Origin of the sequence: Pedobacter ginsenosidimutans, assembly GCF_001442625.1 — a bacterium.
Taxonomy (GTDB): Bacteria; Bacteroidota; Bacteroidia; order Sphingobacteriales; family Sphingobacteriaceae; genus Pedobacter; species Pedobacter ginsenosidimutans.
This window is the reverse complement of record NZ_LMZQ01000003.1, coordinates 366863-385136: the sequence shown is the minus strand read 5'-3', so window position 1 is coordinate 385136 and position 18274 is coordinate 366863. Positions and strand designations below refer to the sequence as shown.

General features: G+C 38.0%; 18 protein-coding genes. 3 read left to right on the top strand and 15 right to left on the bottom strand.

Annotated elements, in window-relative coordinates; translation table 11 throughout:
• Positions 1–109: 109 nt before the first annotated feature.
• From ASU31_RS05700 to ASU31_RS05655, 11 genes are all read right to left on the bottom strand, one after another.
• The gene (locus tag ASU31_RS05700) at positions 110–3514 is read right to left on the bottom strand and encodes a trifunctional glycoside hydrolase family 18/polysaccharide deacetylase/glycosyltransferase family 2 protein (protein WP_057931409.1); all 3405 of its coding nucleotides are present in this window, start codon (positions 3512–3514) and stop codon (positions 110–112) included.
• 434 nt (positions 3515–3948) lie between these two features.
• Entirely contained in the window at positions 3949–4818 is an 870-nt protein-coding gene (locus ASU31_RS05695; RefSeq protein ID WP_057931408.1) for a pirin family protein, read from the bottom strand.
• Positions 4819–4888: 70 nt separating this feature from the next.
• Positions 4889–5419: a YceI family protein gene (locus tag ASU31_RS05690; protein ID WP_057931407.1), complete on the bottom strand. Its 531-nt coding sequence runs from the start codon at positions 5417–5419 to the stop codon at positions 4889–4891.
• Between the two features lie 200 nt (positions 5420–5619).
• Positions 5620–6207: a Crp/Fnr family transcriptional regulator gene (locus ASU31_RS05685; protein WP_029274727.1), complete on the bottom strand. Its 588-nt coding sequence runs from the start codon at positions 6205–6207 to the stop codon at positions 5620–5622.
• A 12-nt stretch (positions 6208–6219) separates the two neighbouring features.
• Complete coding sequence (locus ASU31_RS27150) at positions 6220–6378, bottom strand: FeoB-associated Cys-rich membrane protein (protein WP_082458743.1); 159 nt, start codon at positions 6376–6378, stop codon at positions 6220–6222.
• A gap of 286 nt (positions 6379–6664) precedes the next feature.
• Positions 6665–7852, bottom strand: a complete 1188-nt coding sequence (locus tag ASU31_RS05680) for a hypothetical protein (protein WP_057931406.1) — start codon at positions 7850–7852, stop codon at positions 6665–6667.
• Between the two features lie 14 nt (positions 7853–7866).
• Positions 7867–8553, bottom strand: a complete 687-nt coding sequence (locus ASU31_RS05675; protein ID WP_057931405.1) for a hypothetical protein — start codon at positions 8551–8553, stop codon at positions 7867–7869.
• Positions 8554–8564: 11 nt separating this feature from the next.
• Positions 8565–9392, bottom strand: a complete 828-nt coding sequence (locus ASU31_RS05670) for a type 1 glutamine amidotransferase (RefSeq protein WP_057931404.1) — start codon at positions 9390–9392, stop codon at positions 8565–8567.
• Between the two features lie 7 nt (positions 9393–9399).
• Positions 9400–10500 carry a carboxylate-amine ligase gene (locus tag ASU31_RS05665; RefSeq protein WP_029274724.1) on the bottom strand — a complete coding sequence of 367 codons (1101 nt, stop codon included), beginning with the start codon at positions 10498–10500 and terminating at the stop codon, positions 9400–9402.
• A 30-nt stretch (positions 10501–10530) separates the two neighbouring features.
• Entirely contained in the window at positions 10531–11610 is a 1080-nt protein-coding gene (locus tag ASU31_RS05660) for an ATP-grasp domain-containing protein (RefSeq protein WP_057931403.1), read from the bottom strand.
• A gap of 103 nt (positions 11611–11713) precedes the next feature.
• A complete protein-coding gene (locus tag ASU31_RS05655) occupies positions 11714–12421 on the bottom strand; it encodes an esterase family protein (RefSeq protein WP_057931402.1) in 708 nt (235 codons plus the stop codon).
• Between the two features lie 182 nt (positions 12422–12603).
• Here ASU31_RS05655 and ASU31_RS05650 point away from each other — a divergent pair, with 182 nt between their 5' ends.
• The gene (locus ASU31_RS05650) at positions 12604–13416 is read left to right on the top strand and encodes an alpha/beta hydrolase (protein WP_057931401.1); all 813 of its coding nucleotides are present in this window, start codon (positions 12604–12606) and stop codon (positions 13414–13416) included.
• A 1-nt stretch (position 13417) separates the two neighbouring features.
• On the opposite strand, the gene ASU31_RS05645 is transcribed toward ASU31_RS05650, so the two are convergent.
• From ASU31_RS05645 to ASU31_RS05635, 3 genes are all read right to left on the bottom strand, one after another.
• Positions 13418–14326, bottom strand: a complete 909-nt coding sequence (locus ASU31_RS05645) for a hypothetical protein (RefSeq protein ID WP_057931400.1) — start codon at positions 14324–14326, stop codon at positions 13418–13420.
• A 2-nt stretch (positions 14327–14328) separates the two neighbouring features.
• On the bottom strand, positions 14329–15765 hold the full coding sequence (locus ASU31_RS05640) for an MBOAT family O-acyltransferase (RefSeq protein WP_057931399.1): 1437 nt from the start codon (positions 15763–15765) through the stop codon (positions 14329–14331).
• 132 nt (positions 15766–15897) lie between these two features.
• Positions 15898–16575, bottom strand: coding sequence for a TIGR02117 family protein (locus ASU31_RS05635; protein ID WP_057931398.1), 678 nt, complete (start codon positions 16573–16575; stop codon positions 15898–15900).
• Between the two features lie 135 nt (positions 16576–16710).
• Here ASU31_RS05635 and ASU31_RS05630 point away from each other — a divergent pair, with 135 nt between their 5' ends.
• Complete coding sequence (locus ASU31_RS05630) at positions 16711–17157, top strand: VOC family protein (protein ID WP_057931397.1); 447 nt, start codon at positions 16711–16713, stop codon at positions 17155–17157.
• 8 nt (positions 17158–17165) lie between these two features.
• Here the strand turns inward: ASU31_RS05630 and ASU31_RS05625 are convergent, their stop codons facing one another.
• Positions 17166–17525 carry a DUF4180 domain-containing protein gene (locus ASU31_RS05625; RefSeq protein ID WP_057931396.1) on the bottom strand — a complete coding sequence of 120 codons (360 nt, stop codon included), beginning with the start codon at positions 17523–17525 and terminating at the stop codon, positions 17166–17168.
• A 156-nt stretch (positions 17526–17681) separates the two neighbouring features.
• On the opposite strand from ASU31_RS05625, the gene ASU31_RS05620 reads away from it, so the two are divergent.
• Entirely contained in the window at positions 17682–18272 is a 591-nt protein-coding gene (locus ASU31_RS05620) for a Crp/Fnr family transcriptional regulator (protein ID WP_245224489.1), read from the top strand.
• Positions 18273–18274 lie beyond the last annotated feature (2 nt).

Below are 18274 nucleotides of genomic sequence, written 5' to 3'. Positions count from 1 at the left end.
ATGAGCCTCTGGGCAAAAAAGGATATGCGTCATTCATATTGAATTTTATATAATAAATTATCCTTCAGGATGACATCCATTGTTTATAACATAATCTCCACGGCAAGCATTACGCCAACTGCTCTTTAACGTTTCCTGTCCGCTTTAATGTTCCCCAGGTTTCCAGTTCACCTTTTATGGCTTTTCTGAATGAATGGAATAGAACAATATACATTAATTGCCGCCAGAAAAACCGCTGTGGAAATATATAAAGTAAATTCGTGTATTTTTCTTTTTCCATGCGGAAGGCGATTGCAGCAAAAATCATATCTACAACAATAAAGATAATATAATAGAAAAGTACCTGACCAAAACCGTTGTGCAGGCTTAAAATTCCTGAAAATCCGGTTAGGGTTAAATTATTTATAGCACTTAACGAAAATAGACCACTAATTAATGAGATGAACATAAAAAGATCGGCAAGTGGTGAAAATAGTGGCAAAATGATCTGATAGATCAAAATATTTGGCATTCCTACCATCCCAAAGTAACCGTATTTCTTGTTTAGCAGTGTTTTTCTGTTTTTCCAGAAACTTTGCATTACCCCAAAACTCCAGCGGAAACGTTGTTTGAGCAACATATTCACGGTTTCTGGTGCTTCGGTATAAGCAATTGCAGTATCACAGTTTTTTACGCGGTAACCTGCTTTCAAAATACGCATGGTTAAATCGCAGTCTTCGGCAAGTGTATCAATGGTAAATCCGCCGATCTCTAAAATTACATTTTTTCTGAAAGCACCTATTGCTCCAGGCACAACAGTAATTGTATTTAATAAGTCGAAAGCACGCCTATCCATATTCTGTGCAGTGATATATTCAATAGACTGCCATTTGGTAATGATATTGTTGGCATTCCCAACTTTTACAGTGCCAGCTACAGCGGCTATTTTATCGCTGTAGAAATAACGCATCAATTCGGTAACGGCATCATCTTTTAGCTGTGTATCGGCATCTATACAGACCACAAATTCTGAAGTTGCTTTTGATATACCATAATTTAATGCAGATGCTTTGCCTCCATTTGCTTTACGAAAAACCTTTACCTGAGGATGGTTGCCAAAGTGTTCGTTAATGATTTCGAAGGTTTTATCTTTCGAACCATCATCAACAAAAATCAGTTCAAAATCTGGGTAGGTGGTTTTTAAAAGACTATTAATGGTTTGTACAGCAGTAACTTCTTCATTGTAAGCCGGAATGATAATACTCACTTTTTTTGAAGGATTTACTATCAATTTGCTGACATTCTGTTTCGCTCTTTTTCGCTGTCTGATGGCTAAATAGGCGATAAATATGGTCCTTAAGATAGCAAGTACAATTGCAACAGAAAATACGATGTTTAAAATCATGTTTCCATAGTAAAAGAAATTGATGAAAAAGTAATCGCCAGAGCCAGAAAAACCACTATTTGCCATAGATTTTACAGCTGGCATGAGTTCTGATCTTTTTTTGCCCATTAAATCGCCAACCGTGGTAAAGGTATATCCTTTGGCTTTGAAGAATTTTATAATCCGGGGCAGGGCTGCAATGGTAGCTTCACGGTTTCCACCTGCATCGTGTAATAAAAGAATATTACCGTTGTCTTGTTGTTTCACTACTTCGTTAAAAATCTGATCGGCAGTTTTGCCTGGTTGCCAATCTTCAGGATCTATATATTCCCCGATATTAATGTAATTTTCTTTACGGCTTTGTGCAACAGGTAGGATTTCGGAAATATTTTGGGGTTCGGCATCTGCATTAAATGGTGCACGGAACAGGATTGTGCTGTGGCCAGTAACTGCCTCTATTAAGCGACGGGTAGCATTTAACTCGAATTTTACTCGTCGTGGGCCAATGGCCGACATATCAGGATGGAAGAAAGTATGGTTTCCAATTTCATAACCATCATTATATTCCTGTCTTAGCAGCTCCATATTCTGTTCAGCCATAATCCCAACTACGAAGAAACAGCCTGGTACTTTTTCCCGTTTCAAAATATTTAACACTTGTGGTGTATAAACCGGGTCAGGCCCATCATCAAAGGTTAAAGCGATTTTCTTATCGGCCTCTCCAAACCTTTTAATTACATATTGCTCCGGAAGTCTGATATACTTTTGATCGGCAATAGAAAAGTTATCTTTGTTTAAAGTGAACTTTACACTACCAGGTGTAGGGGTAGAAATCAGGTCCAGAATTTCACCATCGCCTAAGTATGAGATTCCACCCATATTTAATGAAGCAATTTTGCGTAAATCGAAGGGTTTTTTCTTTAATGTATCCAAACTAAGGTCATTAGAAATAAACGACCATAAACGCTTGTCTTCCGAGCCTAAACGCCATAAGGCTACCCCAGCAATATCCCAATCATCAGCCTTGCGGATTAAATTAAAATAGGTTGCCGCATCAGTAAAATAAACTTCATGTTTAATTCCACTGCCATCATTGTAAGTGTAGTTTAAATTAGCAGAAGCAGGGTTGTAGTTTATTTTGCTTTTATAATTAACAGCCATGGTCATCGCCTGTTCGTACGTAACCGGTTGCCCAATGCTATTTTTTGGCCAATCGTAACCGTAGCAGGCCAATGCAAGGATTACTTTGCTGGCATCAACTTTACTGCAAATATCATCCAGCTTTTCTTCTACCCATTCCTGATGGGAAATATCACCTGCGTTACTTTGTTCGGTATGTTGATCATAAGCCATTAATACGAGGTAATCATTATATTTTTGAAGAATTTCTGGCTTATAATCGTCGTTTTCGGGTGAAATATCCTGAGAAACAATCAGTTTTTCGGCGTGAAACTGAGTGTATAGATTTTTCATAAAAGCGTTAAAACTATCGTTATTTTGGAGGTTGAGCTCTTCAAAATCTATGTTTATTCCACTATAACCATATTTTTTGGTAATCGCTATAAGATCGTAGATCAATTTTTGTTGAGCAGATTGATCGGTTAATAATCTTCTTACTGCTGCACCATCCCAATGATCTTTATTGTAATTTGAAACCACCGCAATAGCCGATTTTTTACCAGTATGTATTACTTTTAATGCCGCAGTATCTACTTTATCTACAATAGAATCACCATTTAAAAAGAACGATTCTGTGGCCACCATATCCAAATGGCTGATGTTGCGTTTTAAATCTGATATTGATGATTCTTTACTTGCTGCCCAGCTTACGTAAAAGGCCATGTTGATGCGCTTGCTGTTACCACGATGGCTTAAAATGCGGTATTCACGATCTCTTTTGATCTTTTGCAGCTTAGATTTTTCGATGGTGAAATCCTTATACTGTTGCGATTTTTTTAACTTCTCTAATTGTTTTTGTGTTAATGGTGTATTTGTGTTGATAAAAGGCAAATTGGGTGCCTGTACTGAAGACAATGTGTACACCACGCAGATGATTGCGATAATGAAGACTAAAAAAAACGTACGGCTTACCCATGTAAATGTATGCCAGCGTCTTTTGGTCTCAGTTTGAAATATTTGTTTTCCGGACATTTTTCTGTTCTGATTTATTAATCAAATGTCACTAACGAATATGAAGATTGTATGAATGATAAATAGGAATGATTGAGACGACTGATGGATAGCCTGGTTTAAGGTGTTGATTTTTATTTACCTGTTTATCAGTTGGATAAGCGGTTTTGCGGGCCTTTACATCGCTAAGGATTTATGGTAGTTAAGGTTTTCTTGAATAAATTGAAACGCGGCAAGAGGAAAACGAAAGAAGCATTGTCATCCTGAGCCTGTCGAAGGACAAATGTTTTTTGTTTTCGACTATTAAAGGTCTTCGACAGGCTCAGACTGACAACATTTATGCTTACTTAATGATATGAGGTTATCCTGCAAAATGTATCTACAAAAAAGCCAGCATTTTTTAAAATTTGCTGGCTTTTTTAGCTATTTAATATGATGGATGGACGATTTTCTGTTTACTCTTCTAAATAACCAAATCTACCCTGGTTATAATCTTCAATGGCCTGATGGATTTCTGCCTGGGTGTTCATTAAAAACGGACCATATTGAACAATTGGTTCATCTATTGGTTCTCCACTTAAAACCAAAATCACGCTGTTTTCTAGTGCTTCGATCTTAATCTCTTCACCTTCGTTTTTGAAGTGCAAGAAATTATCTGCTGCCGCAGTCTCCGATCCGTTTACTTTAATCGAACCCTCAATCACCAGAAATCCTGTATTAAAATGCTCAGGAAAGTTAAAAGTAGCTTCACTGCCTTTATTTAGCCTGGCATTATAGAGTTCTATAGGGGTAAAGGTATTTGCATTGCCTTTTATGCCTTGATAATTGCCTGCTATAATTTCGATTTTTCCTCCATTTTCGGGAAGATCAAAATGAGCCATATCGGCCTGTTTAATTGCCTGATAACCAGGTTTACCCATTTTATCTTTGGATGGCAGGTTAACCCAAAGCTGAACCATTTGAAATGGACCACCAGTTAAACTGTATTGCGCTTCGTGATATTCTTTATGTAGTATACCACTTGCAGCAGTCATCCATTGTACATCGCCCGGGTAAATCACCCCGCTGTTTCCAGCGCTATCGTGATGGGCAACCGCACCATGATAGGCAATAGTTACCGTTTCGAAGCCACGATGTGGGTGAACACCAACGCCCCTGGGTTCTTTCCTGGCAGAAAATTCGATCTTTGAGCCGTAATCCATTAAGAAAAACGGACTCATATTGATTTTATATCCACTTGGGAAAAAATTGTGTACCCTAAAGCCATCGCCAACCATATGTGGCGCTGGCGCTTTTAGTACTTTTTCTATTTGTTTTGTTTCCATGATTGGAACCTTTCTGTTATGCGTTTTGCATTTGGCGGATAATCCACGCTTATCGCCAAACGCTTATCACTTATACACTTTTTACAAACTGTAATTCGCCTAAAATGCGAACTTCTTCACTTACCATTACACCACCGGTTTCTAGTGCAGCGTTCCAGGTTAAACCGAATTCAGAGCGGTTAATTTTTCCACTTAAAGTAAATCCTGCTTTGGTATTTCCCCATGGATCGGTAGCAATACCGCCAAATTCTGCAGTTAATTTAACTGGTTTGGTTTCGCCTTTAATGGTTAAATCGCCTTTAACTATATAATCGCTGCCATCTTTTTCTACTGAATTAGATTTAAATTCGATGTGTGCAAATTTTTCAGCATCGAAAAAATCGCCACTTTTTAAATGGTTATCGCGGTCAGTATTTCCGGTATCAATTGAATCAATATCACCTTTGAAAGAAATTTCTGCATTTTCAAATTCATCACCTTCGGATGATAACTCTGCTGAGAAAGATTTTAAACTACCAGTTACAGTAGTAATCATTAAGTGTTTTACTTTAAATTGTAATTCGCTGTGGGTTGGATCTAATGTCCATTTTGTAGTTGCCATATCTTTTGTTTTTGAGATGTTTAATATTTACAACACAAAAGTACAGCGCAGGTTTTTACTACAGATTGATGTATGGTAAGTAATGATAGATGAAATGATTGAGTTATTGAATGAGAGATTGATCGAATGTTGTAAGGTTGAAAAGTTCAAAGGTCAGATTTGACTAAGCCATTCACTCATTCAAAATTCACTCATTCAATCTATGGCCTGAAATGTTTATTGGCCAGTTCCTTTCTTACGCGGCTTAGCGATTCGGGAGTAATGCCCAGATATGAGGCAATCATCCATTGTGGTACGCGGAGGGTAAGGTTAGGGTAAAGTTTTATAAAATCGAGGTATCTTTCTTCAGCAGTTGCGCTTAATAACATATTGATCCTTTTCTGCATAAAGCGGATCGAATTGTTGAGCAGTTTAATTTGCATCGGTTGCAAACATGGTACTTGTCTGGCTGCTTCTTCCATGAAATTGTTGGGCATTAACACGGCTTCGGTTGCTTCGATGGCATCGATAAAAAATATTGACGGCTCATTATTCATGTTGTTGCGATCAGAAACCAGCCAGTTTTCGGGGGCGAACTGAAGGATATGTTCTTTGCCTTTGGCATCAATTGAGTATGCGCGTAATAAACCTTTGCCTACAAAATATCCGTGTTTAAAATTATCGCCCGTATATTGAACTATTTCGTTTTTCTCGAATTTTTTAACTTTTAAAACAGATGATATGCTTTCGAACTGCTCATCAGTTATCTCTATTTTTTCCTGTAAGTATTTTTGGAACTGATGAATCATAAAGGCGGAATGTTATTTTTTTACGGGCTTAATATCGGAAAAATCTACGCCACATTTACAATTACCACCACATCCATCTTTTTTTACCTGTAAAGATTTAAAAACCAAACGGCCAACATATACCAATGCTACCGCAAAAAGTAAAAAGACTAAAATCGTTTGAATATCCATACTACAAATATAAAGCGTTTTAGGAGGAAGGAGTTCAGTTAAATGTAAATATATTGCATGTTTTACCACAGAGGACATGAGTGTTGCACCGAGGGCATCGAGAGGATTTTTAATGCATTTTTTGCCACGGATTCACAGAAAACACGGGAAAATTATTTCTCTGTGTACCTCTGTGCCTTTTTCTTCGTGATCTCGGTGGTTAGTCTTCGAGTTCGCTCAGACTGACAAGGATACCTGTTTTGTGTTCTCTGAGCTTTGTCTTCGCGAGCTTTGCGGTTAAAAAAAGTTATTCTTCCATAAGACCTACAGTACCACCAACCCAATCGAAATCAGCGTTGTAGCGTACGCCAATCATTTTTCCTTTGCTTAACCTGGCCAGATTAATGCAGAGTTGAGGCTCACCACCATCAGGCCATAAGTACATCATCCTTACTTCTGCCTTTACCCCGCCATCTGGTGCCTGTACGGCCGGCTCGTAATTTACTTTTCTTTGTAAAATCCAGTTTTCGGGATCTTTTATATTGATAATGTCCCTTTCGCTTACATCGATAATTACGCCCATGCCTGCGAAAGAGAATAAAGGCTTAAGTACATAGTTTTCTAAATCTTCAGGGATAATCTTTATCTCGTTTAAAAAACGTGTATCGGGTACAAATTCGCTTTTCAAGAAAGGCATGGTGTATTTGCTGATGCGATAGAACCAGTTGGGGTGCGTTACCCATTCTACGTCCAGCTCCTCACGCGGATCGAAACTGTTTTTGAAAATCTCGGTGTTATTGGCTACCTCATCAAAAATCAGGCGGTTATAAATTCTTTTTAGCTGGATCTTTTCGCCATCTTCTTCATAAAAAAGCTGTTTACCTACTTTTTTAATGTCTTCCAGTGCTAAAATCTTAATGCCCAACATTTTTTGGGTAACAAAAAAATCGATAGCCGTTTTTTGGTTAGGCGCATCTACATCCATCAGGGCCACTTCTTCTGGTTGGTGGGAGCCAATAATGACTTCTTTAAGCAGCTTGATGTACGCTTCTTCGTTAAAGCCGTTTAAGAAATGATTCACAGCACCACCAATCTCAAAACTTGTCTGGAAAGTTTTGGCCAAATGATGCTGAAAGCCATATAAGGAAGGGAATCCCTGCATTTCGATTAGCATAGGTGTAAGTTCTCCGGCTTGATTTTTACAAATACCAAAATCGAAAGTTAAAAAATGAGGTTGCTCATTTTCATTGGGTACATTCCAGTTTACAGGAATTGATTTTTGCGTTAGTTCCTTAAAGTTAGGTTGCTTTATTAAGTTTATGATTTCTTCACCCGCTGCAATCAACTTTTCTTTTAACGCTTTAGGTACAAAAACTGGCGTTTCTGCCACGCGAAAAGGGATTGGTGGATAGCCATTTTGCAATTCGGTAAGGAAGTTTTGATACTTCTCTTCGGTAAACTGCTGGTTATATTTTTGGCGTTGCGAGGGTATCATGTATAATGTGCTGTTTAGATTTTACCAAGTAGTGCGTCTTTATGTAGTTCCGACAGTTTTAAATCCAAATCTGACATAAAAGTGCATTGAATTATTTTTACGATTTCATTTCTATTGATGGTGTTAGGAGTTCTTCTCACTTGCATATAATGGTCTCTTGTAATTTTCATAGTGAGTTCGCCAATCGAGATATATTCAATCTCCTGACGGAGCTTCATTGCTATCCAGTTAAAAATCAAACAAGTCAAAATCCCTGTCAAAGCAAATTTCCAGTTAAAGAAAAAAGCTACCAATGAGGTTATAAAACCACCAATAATTAAAAGTATTAGCCAAGTTTTCATGGTTAAAAAATTAACTGGTATACCTAATTCTTTTTGAAATGCTTTTATTTTCTTTCTACGGCCAATCCTAGGAAAAACTTCATCAAGGCGAGTCCTAGGGGTAATACTTCTTCCATCAATTTTTTGCGAAACAGCGATGGCACTGCGGATCTTATAAAAGGCTTGTTGAGAGGTACAACTTTCTTCATTCTGATAAGCAATATTGTCTTGGAAAACCTGGCAGATATCTCCAAATGTTTTTGTTTCTGAAAAAGCATCATATGCCAAATTCAGTTCTAAAGCTTTTGCTATGTAGCCTAATGTATCTTCTACATCCTGTAATTCGATATCTTGTAGCTTAGAGTCTTCTACCGCTTTCATGAGTGTTAGTTCTATGCCTCTTGTAAATCCCCAATTGCTTTTTGTAAGAAATTAGGTAAAATAACACTTTGCGTAAGCACAATCCTTGCCGGATCGTCTAAACTGTTTAACATATCCAGGTATTTTTGTTCCCCGTGCATATCAACTATTGCTTTTTTCTTTTCCTCCTGAAGCAAGTACATTTTCATGCCTACTGGGTCTGCCTCGGGGTGAAACTGTGTACCGATAATTTCATCAGAAAACCTAATCGACATCATACAACGTTCTAAATCGACATGTTTACGTTCTTTTTCGATGGCTAATAATTTAGCGCCTTTTTTCTCAAAAGCAGCAAAATCTGGCTCGATCACTTGCCAATCTCTGCTGTCTACCGAAAAGAACGGGTTGGTAATGCCATTAAAAATTTCGTCTTTTTCACCATCTTCAGTTAAGGTAATCGGGAAAATACCAAAAGCATTCGACCGTCTTTCGGTTACATTGCCCAATCCATATTTTCTACAGGCCAACTGGAAGGAATGGCAGATCAAAAAAGCATACTTTTTTCGTTCGTCGTTTTTATGGTTAAAAGCTTCTATCTGATCTAAGAGATTAAAGAAATCATTTTCCCATTGTTCTCCCTTACTTTCGATCGGACTACCTGGGCCACCACTGGAAATATAAGCATCATAACCGATGCCCGGTATTTCTCCTTTTTGCCTTAAATCAAAAATATCAAAGGTTAAATCGATATTGTTATCGTTTTTAAAACGGGATAAAATTTCCTGAATTCCCCGCATACCCTGATTAGGTGCGCCATTATTCATGTCAATAACGGCCACCTTTAAGCTACTTTTATCCATTATAAAATTACTTTGCGCCTATAAGTGTTTGAGTAGTAATGTAATCTACCACCGCCTCAAAGTTACCAGTTTGTTGGTAAACTGCCAACTGCCGGTCTGCGCCTGTGCCATGCTCCAATATTTTATGCACATAATTAATGTCATCACGACAGCCTAAATCATCCACCACATCATCAACAAAATCCAATAATTCTAAAATAAGGTTGCGGCAGTTTACTTCCATTTCTTTTCCGAAATCGATTAGGTTCCCATCAATTCCATAACGGGCAGCACGCCATTTATTTTCGTTAATTAGCGCTCTCGAATAACTAATGAACTCCATGTTCTGCAAACGCAGTTTGTACAGTTTGGCGCACAAAGCCTGAAATAATGCGGTAAAAGCCATCGTTTCATCAATCAGCATCGGGCAATCGCAAATGCGGAACTCAACGGTATCGAAAAACGGATGCACACGGATATCCCACCAAATTTTCTTCGCATTATCCATGCAATTGGTTTTGATGAGCAGTTTTACATAATTATCGTAATCCTCGATGCTATTAAAAATATCGGGGATACCTGTACGCGGAAATTTGTCGAAAATTTTTGTACGGAAAGATTTGTAACCCGTGTTTCGCGATTCCCAGAATGGAGAATTGGTAGATAAGGCAAAAACGTGTGGCAGGAAATACCTCACCTGGTTGGCAATATGAATGGCCAGCTCGCGAGACTGGAAGCCAACATGTACATGCAGGCCAAAAATGAGGTTAGAGCGAGCGGCTTCCTGCAATTCGTTCACAATTTCATTATAGCGGGGATGTTCTGTAATTAACTGTTTTTCCCAATGTGAGAAGGGGTGTGTACCAGCTGCTCCAATCCTTAAGCCTTGCTCTCCGGCGAGCTGAGATACGGTATAACGCAGTTGAGAAATCTCTTTACGTGCTTCGGTGGTCGTTTTACAAATGCCTGTTCCAACTTCTACCACTGCCTGGTGCATTTCTGCCTTAACCTGGTCTTTGTGGATCTTCTGTGCGGCTTCTACAATCTTTTGGTCGTGAGAAGTAAGCTCTCTGGTAACGGGATCAATTACCATATATTCTTCTTCTATGCCCAGCGTAAACTCGTTCATCCTTAGTATTGATTAAAATTTAAATCCCAATTATTTTTTTGCTGCAGCTTTTTTAGGTTTTGCTGGTGCTTTTTCTGCTGTTGCAGTTTTGGCCTTTTCTGTAGCAGTAACTTTCTTCGGCACGGATCCTTTAGCTGCCTTTGGTGCAGCCTTAGCAATTAATGGTTTACCACCAACTGACGATTTGATGTATTCGCCCCAGGTTAAATTATCTTGTCCGTCTTTTTGCGCTTTAGCCCTTTCAATAGCATAATTTGCCGTAGTTTCTACTACCCAATCAAAATTTTCCTGACCAACGCTTTTAATATCAGCATCAGGAGCAGGGTTACAGAAATCGATCGCAATAGGCACTCCATCACGCACAGCAAATTCTACCGTATTGAAATCGTATCCTAAATACTTACATAGTTTTAGGGTGTATTCTTCTACTGTTTTAAGCAGTTTTGCATCTGGCGATTTGCCTTCAGTGGCATAACGTAAGTGATGCGGATTACGCGGGTCGTACTGCATAATACGAACGTATTTGCCGCCAATGCAATAACATCTGAAATATTCTTCGAAAATAATTTCTTCCTGCAAAAGCATCACCAATTGCTGTGTGCCACTGTGTTTATCAAAAAAATCTTCTTTATCATGAAGTTTGTAAACATCTCTCCAGCCACCGCCATCATAGGGTTTCATATAGGCCGGAAAACCAGTGTATTCGAAAATGGCATCCCAATCTAATGGCATGGTTAAATTAGAGAAAGATTCTCCGATGGTTCCTGTAGGGTGCTCTCGTGATGGGATTAAGGCAGTTTTAGGTACGGGTACGCCAATCTGCTCAGCCAGCGCATTATTGAAAAACTTCTCGTCGGCACTCCACCAAAATGGGTTGTTAATTACAGCAGTTCCGGTAATGGCGGCATTTTTTAATGATGCGCGGTAGAATGGTACATCTTGCGAAATACGATCGATGATTACCGAATAACCTAATGGTACATTCTGAAATATTTTGTCGATTTTAACAGCTTCGGCAGTTATGCCCTTTTCTGCTTTTTGATTAATTCTTTCGATTACTGCTTCAGGAAAAGAGCGTTCCTGTCCAAATAAAATCCCTATTTTCTTCATTGGTAAGTATTGAGTTTAATTGTTTAACTGGTTAATCGGTTAATTGTTTGATAATTATATCCTAAATCGACTCGGGACTTAAGACTGCCGACTTTGGACTAAACTAAAGCTGTGCAATATAATCTGGAAACATTTCTCTCCAGATGGGCCAATCATGATCTGCATTTTGCCTGATATCAAGCCAGTGGTCGATGCCCTTTTTGTTTAAAATATTGGATAAACGCTCATTATCTGGCCTGCACATATCGCGGTCGGTTGTACCCAAAACAATTTTCATGTAATGCAGTTCGGGGTTACTGTTATTCAGCAGATAATCAACCGGATTGTTGAAATAAACATCATCATTATAAAAACCATCCAACTGACCAGAAATATCAAAAGCACCGCTCATACTGAACATATGGCTAACCAACCAGGGATGCCGAAAAGCAAAATTAGCAGCATGATAGCCTCCAAAACTACAGCCAGCGGTAATAATTTTGCTGTGCCCGGTTTCGTGCCTAGCCAGAGGGGCTACCTCTTCCAATAAATACTTGTCGTACCAGATATGGTTTTTAACCCTGTCGGCAGGATGAATACTTTTGTTGTACCAGCTTAACTTGTCAACGCCATCGGGGCAATAGATCTTAATTTTCCCCTCGTTGATAAAACCCTCAACAGAATCTATCAGTTTGAAATCCTTGTTTTCAAAATATCGACCCATGCTTGTCGGGAACAGTAGGATAGGGATACCACCGTGACCAAAGATGAGCATGTCGATTTCGCCACTTAAATTCGGGCTGTACCATTTCTTATGTTCTTCTTTAACCATAATAAAAATTGAATAATTTAAGGTATAAATTAAAATCTACAAAAAGAATAGTTTAAGCAGTAAAATGATGTAAATTAAATGCGTATTGTAAAAGTTAACCCATGATAATTAATAGTTTACAGAGATTTGTACCTTTGCACCCTAATTCTGAGGCGATAGCCATGTGATAGGGGATTTTGATTATGATGTACACAACAATTTTATCCGTAAAAGTTAATACCAGCAACTTTAAAATACCCTCAGCTTATTTAAAGCATGAGGTAGAAATAGATATTTATACACCTGAAGGTATTCTAGGGAATGAGAAAATAGAGCTTCTTTTATTAAATGATGGGCAGGATGTTGCCAAAATGGATTTTAACCGGATTTTGGAAGAAGCCCATCATGGCAAAAGAAACCACAGGTTAATTGTCGTGGCCATTAAAGCATCAGAAGACCGCCTTATGGAATATGGTGTTGCAGGTGCGCCCGATTTTAAAGGGCGCGGAGCGAAAGCCGATTTATATACCGATTTTGTGATCAAAGAGCTTTTGCCTTTTGTTAAAAAGAAAATTGCGATGCCGATAACTGGTAAAGTTGGTTTTGCGGGGTTTTCTTTGGGCGGCTTGTCTGCTTTTGATATTGCCTGGAATAATCCTTCTGCTTTTGATGCCATTGGTGTTTTTTCTGGAGCATTTTGGTGGAGAAAAAAAGATCTGACAGAAGGGTATACTGATGCAGATCGCATTATACATGCAAAGCTAGAAAGTACCTCTACCAGGCCCGATATGAAATTCTGGTTAATGACCGGAACTGAGGATGAGAAGGCTGATCGGAATAAAAATATGATCATCGATTCTATAGATGATACAATTGATGTTGTTAAAATACTCTTAGATAAAGGCTATAAACGGCCTGAAAATGTTTTTTACTACGAAAAAGTTGGTGGCAAACACGATGTTCCAACCTGGGAAAGTGTAATGCCTGCCTTTTTAGATTGGGCATTTGAGGTTTAGCTTATATCTTAGCCAAAAGCATATTCATTTTTAAGCTTAATTTCTTTGCACCAATTTCGTTAAGATGGTCAGCATCGTAAAAATCCTGCGCATGGAATGAGCTATCCTGTAAAAGGTTAAAATACTTGATTGTACTATGCGAGGTATTCAGTTTCTTTATGGTAGAAAGTGTGGTATTCAACTGTTTTTTGCTTAAATGCGAAACATAAGATTTATAAGCAGGACTGGTAAACAATATAACCTTAATATGTTTGTGCTCTGCAAAGGCGATAATTTCATCCAGTAAATGCAGGTTAGTTAAATATTGCAGATTATCTTTCGCCGTATGCCGTGCAGCGGCAGTTGCGCCACTTTTGACTAAATCTTTGTGGTTAATAGCCTTGTAGCTCGATCCCCAGCCCAAGTTACTACAACTAATGTCATTTTCGCCCTTTAGGTAGTGATTGTATAATCGACTCAAATTAATATCGAGTTTGTTGCTTAACATTTCAGTACTGTTGAATATTTTATGATCGGTATTGATATCATAATAAATGCGATAATTTTTTGCCCGCCATGCTTCAGGACTGTTCTCAAGACGGCCGTAAAACGAAAAGTAATCAACAGGAATAACGATATATTTTAAATGGGTCCATTGGTTGCTATATTTTTTTAAAATCTCCAGATCATAGTCGAAAGATTGTGAAATATAACTCGCATTAAAGCTCGATTTGATGTACTTCGGGTTAATACCATAATACACATGAGAGCTGCCCAGAAATAAAATGTTTACCTCTTTAGCGTGGTGATCGAGATAGTTTTTTTTATATCCGTAATCGTTTGGAATCCTTCTGATCAAAACTTCGAAAAGAACAGCCAAAAGCATAATTGGCAATATAAAAACGGCGATATATTTAATGAATTTTTTCATAGTTAAAATTGAAAGTAAATGAATTGCTGTTCGGCTCCTGCGAAAAAGAATATCACCAGAACAAGCCCGTAATAAATGCCCCATCTTACTGGTTTTGGCCACGAAAAGGCAAATTTGGCAATGGCATATTGCTCCATCCTGCCATTCCATTCTATTAAAAGAAACAAAGCGAGTAATAGAAATAGTTTAACTGGTAGTATTTGAGGAATACTGAAAAACGATTCTGAACCAATGGTTGATACGATATTGAATGCATGCTGTACCGAATTTGCCCTGAAAAATATCCAGGCGAAAACGGTTAAACCAAAGGTTAATATAATCGCTGCTAATTCTTTTATACTTGGAAATGTCTTTCCCTGTGCAACGGTATCCAGGTTCGATCGGTTAGTGTTAAAAACAATCGAGGGCATAATATACAAGGCATTTAGCAATCCCCAGATAATGAATGTCCAGTTAGCCCCGTGCCAAAAACCACTTACCAAAAAGATGATAAACGTGTTCCGTACTTTCATCCAGGTTCCACCTTTGCTCCCACCTAATGGGATATACAAATAATCCCTAAACCAGGTAGAGAGGGAAATATGCCACCTGCGCCAAAATTCGGCAATATCCCTGGAGAAATAGGGGTAGGCAAAGTTTCTTAACAGCTCTATCCCAAATAAACGCGCTGTACCTAAAGCGATATCAGAATAGCCAGAAAAATCGCCATAAATCTGAAAGGCAAAAAGAATGGCACCAAGCAATAATGTGCTTCCTGAGTATTCACCAGAATGATTGAAAATCATATTGGCATAATTGGCACATTGATCGGCAATGACGATTTTTTTAAACAAGCCCCATAAAATCTGTCGCAAACCGTCAATGGCTTTACTATAATCAAAAGACCTTGCCTTCTTGATCTGTGGAAGCAAATGTGTTGCCCGTTCTATCGGCCCGGCAACCAGTAGAGGAAAAAAACTCACAAATAAAGAATAATCGATAAAGTTCTTTTCTGCCGGTATACGGTTTTTATAAATATCGATTACGTACGACAGGCCATGAAAAGTGTAAAATGATATACCAACAGGTAAAATGACTTTTAATGTCCATGGGTTTACCTGAAGGCCAAAATTTGCAATAGCATCAGCGAAAGAATCGGCGAAGAAATTATAGTATTTAAATATGCCTAAAAAACCGAGATTAATAGAAATACTCAGCCAGAACCAAAATTTTTTAGTCCTGTTATTTTTGCTTTCCATCATTTTTAACCCGGTGAAATAATCCAGTAACGTGGAAAAAATGAGCAAGAACATAAATCGCCAATCCCAGCAGGCATAAAAGAAATAGCTTGCACCCAGCAATAATATATTTTGAGATCTTAAACGTTCTTTTCCCAGAACCCAATACAGTATAAAAACTATGGGCAGAAAAGCAGCAAAGCTAAAAGAGTTGAACAGCATAGCGTTAAGGTTAATACTTCGTTTAAGAATAAAATTAACGCTTTGTGCTGTCCGATTAATACGACAGGTAAATTTGTACGCAGAATTGCTTAAAGGTGTAAAATACCTGTATAGTTATTTCACGGTATTTTATCACTGGTATTTTAAAAAAATACCAGTGTCGAAAATGGTCCATAAACAGCTTCTTTGTCCACAAGCTTTAAGTGCTGCATTTGCCCAGGTATTACAGGTTTTAAAAATGCTGTAACTTCCCTTTGCTTCGTAAAAGGCGTCTCCAATATCATAATGGATGCTTGATTTAACATTGATCAAATGTCCGGTTTCGTCTTTTTTGAAACTATTTAAAATATAATCGATCAGTTGTCGATATTGCGCTTTGCTGATGATAATTTTCTTACAGCTCGCATCTTCCTGTATGTTTTTGTAATAGGTGGTGTGCATAGCAGATGTACTCAGTCCTGAGATTGCCCGTAAGCCGTTACTGAGTTTAAGGTCAGAAAATTCTGGTGTTTCGAGGTAGAATTTTTTATCGCCCCAGCCTATAGCCAGGTATTGATAAGTGCTATCGGCTTCAAGCGTATTTTGGTAACCGATTTCTTTTGTCCAGTTCATTTCTGCACTAACAGCCGGAACGATGATATCAGTGTGTACGCCGTTAGTCATTATATATATGGCAATTTCTTTAGCGTTTGAAGGATTGGCGTTTATGGTAATGCGTGAGCAACAAAAGGCGATTAGAAAATAAAGCCCAATCAATGTGATAAAAGCAATGCTGCCCCTGCCTGCATATTTTAAAAATCTTTTATTCATTTCGATCGGGTTATTTATTCTTAATACAGCATTTGAGTTTTTGGTAACCCATTAGGCTCCAGATATCGATTTTATTGATGGTGGTATCGAAAAACATGATTTTTTGAGATTATAACTTATCTCTACCTTCACTACATGATAAAAGGACTGTTTGAAACACATATTTATGTAGAAGATCTAGCCAGATCGATTGATTTTTACAGTAATACCCTGGGTTTAACACAATGCCACTACGAAGAAGAACGCAAAATTGCCTTTTTCTGGATCGGAAAACCACAGGAAGCCATGTTGGGGATCTGGGAAAAACCAAAAAGCGAGATTGATGTCAGGCATTTTGCCTTTCGTTGCGACCTGGAAGACGTACTGAACAAATCGATTAGTTTTCTCGAATCTAAAAACCTAATGCCCTATAACTTTCTTAAAAATGGAAACCACGAACCTATGGTTTTCGCCTGGATGCCAGCCCTGGCCATTTATTTTAATGATCCTGACGGGCATGTATTGGAATTTATTGCCATTTTAGAAGGAGAGGCCAGGTCCGAATTAGGCGTGACTTCTTACCAGGATTGGTTAAGCATATAATATAAATTTCATCCAGCTAATTTTGTTAGGGCTTCAGCTGCCGAACCTAAAAAATTGATGTGTTTGCCTTTATTACTTTCGTAAATAAAATCTTTGATGCTTTTGCTTTGATATGGGCTAAAATCGCCTATAATTGCGAGGCTTACCCGGTAATTTGAAAACTTTTGGAGAATTTCTCCTGCTATTCCGTTTTTCAGGTCGAAGAAAGCAGGTGTAATGTTCTGTTCGTGTATAATAATTTTATCAAAACCCTGGTAGTATAAGTTTCCCAATAAATCTAGCCCATCGGCTGCATTATTAATAATTATTTCTTCTGAAAGAACTTCGGCAAAATTGGTATTGTTTATGGTGTGTGATTCAATTTTCATTTGTTGATTTTAATGGGCAGATAAAAGTACGATATTCATTTCCTTGCTGCTAATATAAAAATTATGCTTTTAACAGGTAAATCTGGTTAAAATCTGTTTATCATGTTTTAGAATTTATAGCGATATTAGCTTTCAAAGTGAATTAACCTCCCTTAAATGATGCAAGAAATCGATATTGTTGCTTATGCGTTCGCCCAGTTTGCTAAAATGGATGCTGAAGCGTTCGAACCCTCAAAACCACACTGGAAAATAAAACAATATAAAAAAGGCGATTTCTATAACCAGCATAGAACGGTCTGTAAATTTTTAGGATTTATCATCGATGGCGTATTCCGTTCTTATGTTGTTGATGAGAAAAGCGGTGAAGAGAAAAATGTCTTTTTATATTCCAGCAATCAGTTTGTAGTTACCTTTAAAAGTTTTATTAACCAGCAACATTGCGATTACCACACGCAGGCCATGACCGACGCCATGGTAGTTTACATTCATATAGATGATTTATTGCAACTGTACCAGCAATCCCATCAATGGGAAACTTTCGGTAGGCTTTTGGCGCAGGAAGCATTTAATATTGCCATGGATAGGGCCGAGAGTTTTGTTTTTAAAACACCTGAACAACGTTATCTCGATCTGATCAAATATCACCCACAAATTTTTAATAATATTCCACTTTATCATATTTCTTCCTATTTGGGCATTCAGGGGCCATCATTAAGCCGGATAAGAAAAAGACTTACAGGTAAATAACG

Excerpts from the sequence above, each read along its gene's own strand:
- ASU31_RS05700 (WP_057931409.1), bottom strand. The coding sequence starts at position 3,514 with ATGTCCGGAAAACAAATATTTCAAACTGAGACCAAAAGACGCTGGCAT.
- ASU31_RS05695 (WP_057931408.1), bottom strand. The coding sequence starts at position 4,818 with ATGGAAACAAAACAAATAGAAAAAGTACTAAAAGCGCCAGCGCCACAT.
- ASU31_RS05690 (WP_057931407.1), bottom strand. The coding sequence starts at position 5,419 with ATGGCAACTACAAAATGGACATTAGATCCAACCCACAGCGAATTACAA.
- ASU31_RS05685 (WP_029274727.1), bottom strand. The coding sequence starts at position 6,207 with ATGATTCATCAGTTCCAAAAATACTTACAGGAAAAAATAGAGATAACT.
- ASU31_RS27150 (WP_082458743.1), bottom strand. The coding sequence starts at position 6,378 with ATGGATATTCAAACGATTTTAGTCTTTTTACTTTTTGCGGTAGCATTG.
- ASU31_RS05680 (WP_057931406.1), bottom strand. The coding sequence starts at position 7,852 with ATGATACCCTCGCAACGCCAAAAATATAACCAGCAGTTTACCGAAGAG.
- ASU31_RS05675 (WP_057931405.1), bottom strand. The coding sequence starts at position 8,553 with ATGAAAGCGGTAGAAGACTCTAAGCTACAAGATATCGAATTACAGGAT.
- ASU31_RS05670 (WP_057931404.1), bottom strand. The coding sequence starts at position 9,392 with ATGGATAAAAGTAGCTTAAAGGTGGCCGTTATTGACATGAATAATGGC.
- ASU31_RS05665 (WP_029274724.1), bottom strand. The coding sequence starts at position 10,500 with ATGAACGAGTTTACGCTGGGCATAGAAGAAGAATATATGGTAATTGAT.
- ASU31_RS05660 (WP_057931403.1), bottom strand. The coding sequence starts at position 11,610 with ATGAAGAAAATAGGGATTTTATTTGGACAGGAACGCTCTTTTCCTGAA.
- ASU31_RS05655 (WP_057931402.1), bottom strand. The coding sequence starts at position 12,421 with ATGGTTAAAGAAGAACATAAGAAATGGTACAGCCCGAATTTAAGTGGC.
- ASU31_RS05650 (WP_057931401.1), top strand. The coding sequence starts at position 12,604 with ATGATGTACACAACAATTTTATCCGTAAAAGTTAATACCAGCAACTTT.
- ASU31_RS05645 (WP_057931400.1), bottom strand. The coding sequence starts at position 14,326 with ATGAAAAAATTCATTAAATATATCGCCGTTTTTATATTGCCAATTATG.
- ASU31_RS05640 (WP_057931399.1), bottom strand. The coding sequence starts at position 15,765 with ATGCTGTTCAACTCTTTTAGCTTTGCTGCTTTTCTGCCCATAGTTTTT.
- ASU31_RS05635 (WP_057931398.1), bottom strand. The coding sequence starts at position 16,575 with ATGAATAAAAGATTTTTAAAATATGCAGGCAGGGGCAGCATTGCTTTT.
- ASU31_RS05630 (WP_057931397.1), top strand. The coding sequence starts at position 16,711 with ATGATAAAAGGACTGTTTGAAACACATATTTATGTAGAAGATCTAGCC.
- ASU31_RS05625 (WP_057931396.1), bottom strand. The coding sequence starts at position 17,525 with ATGAAAATTGAATCACACACCATAAACAATACCAATTTTGCCGAAGTT.
- ASU31_RS05620 (WP_245224489.1), top strand. The coding sequence starts at position 17,682 with ATGATGCAAGAAATCGATATTGTTGCTTATGCGTTCGCCCAGTTTGCT.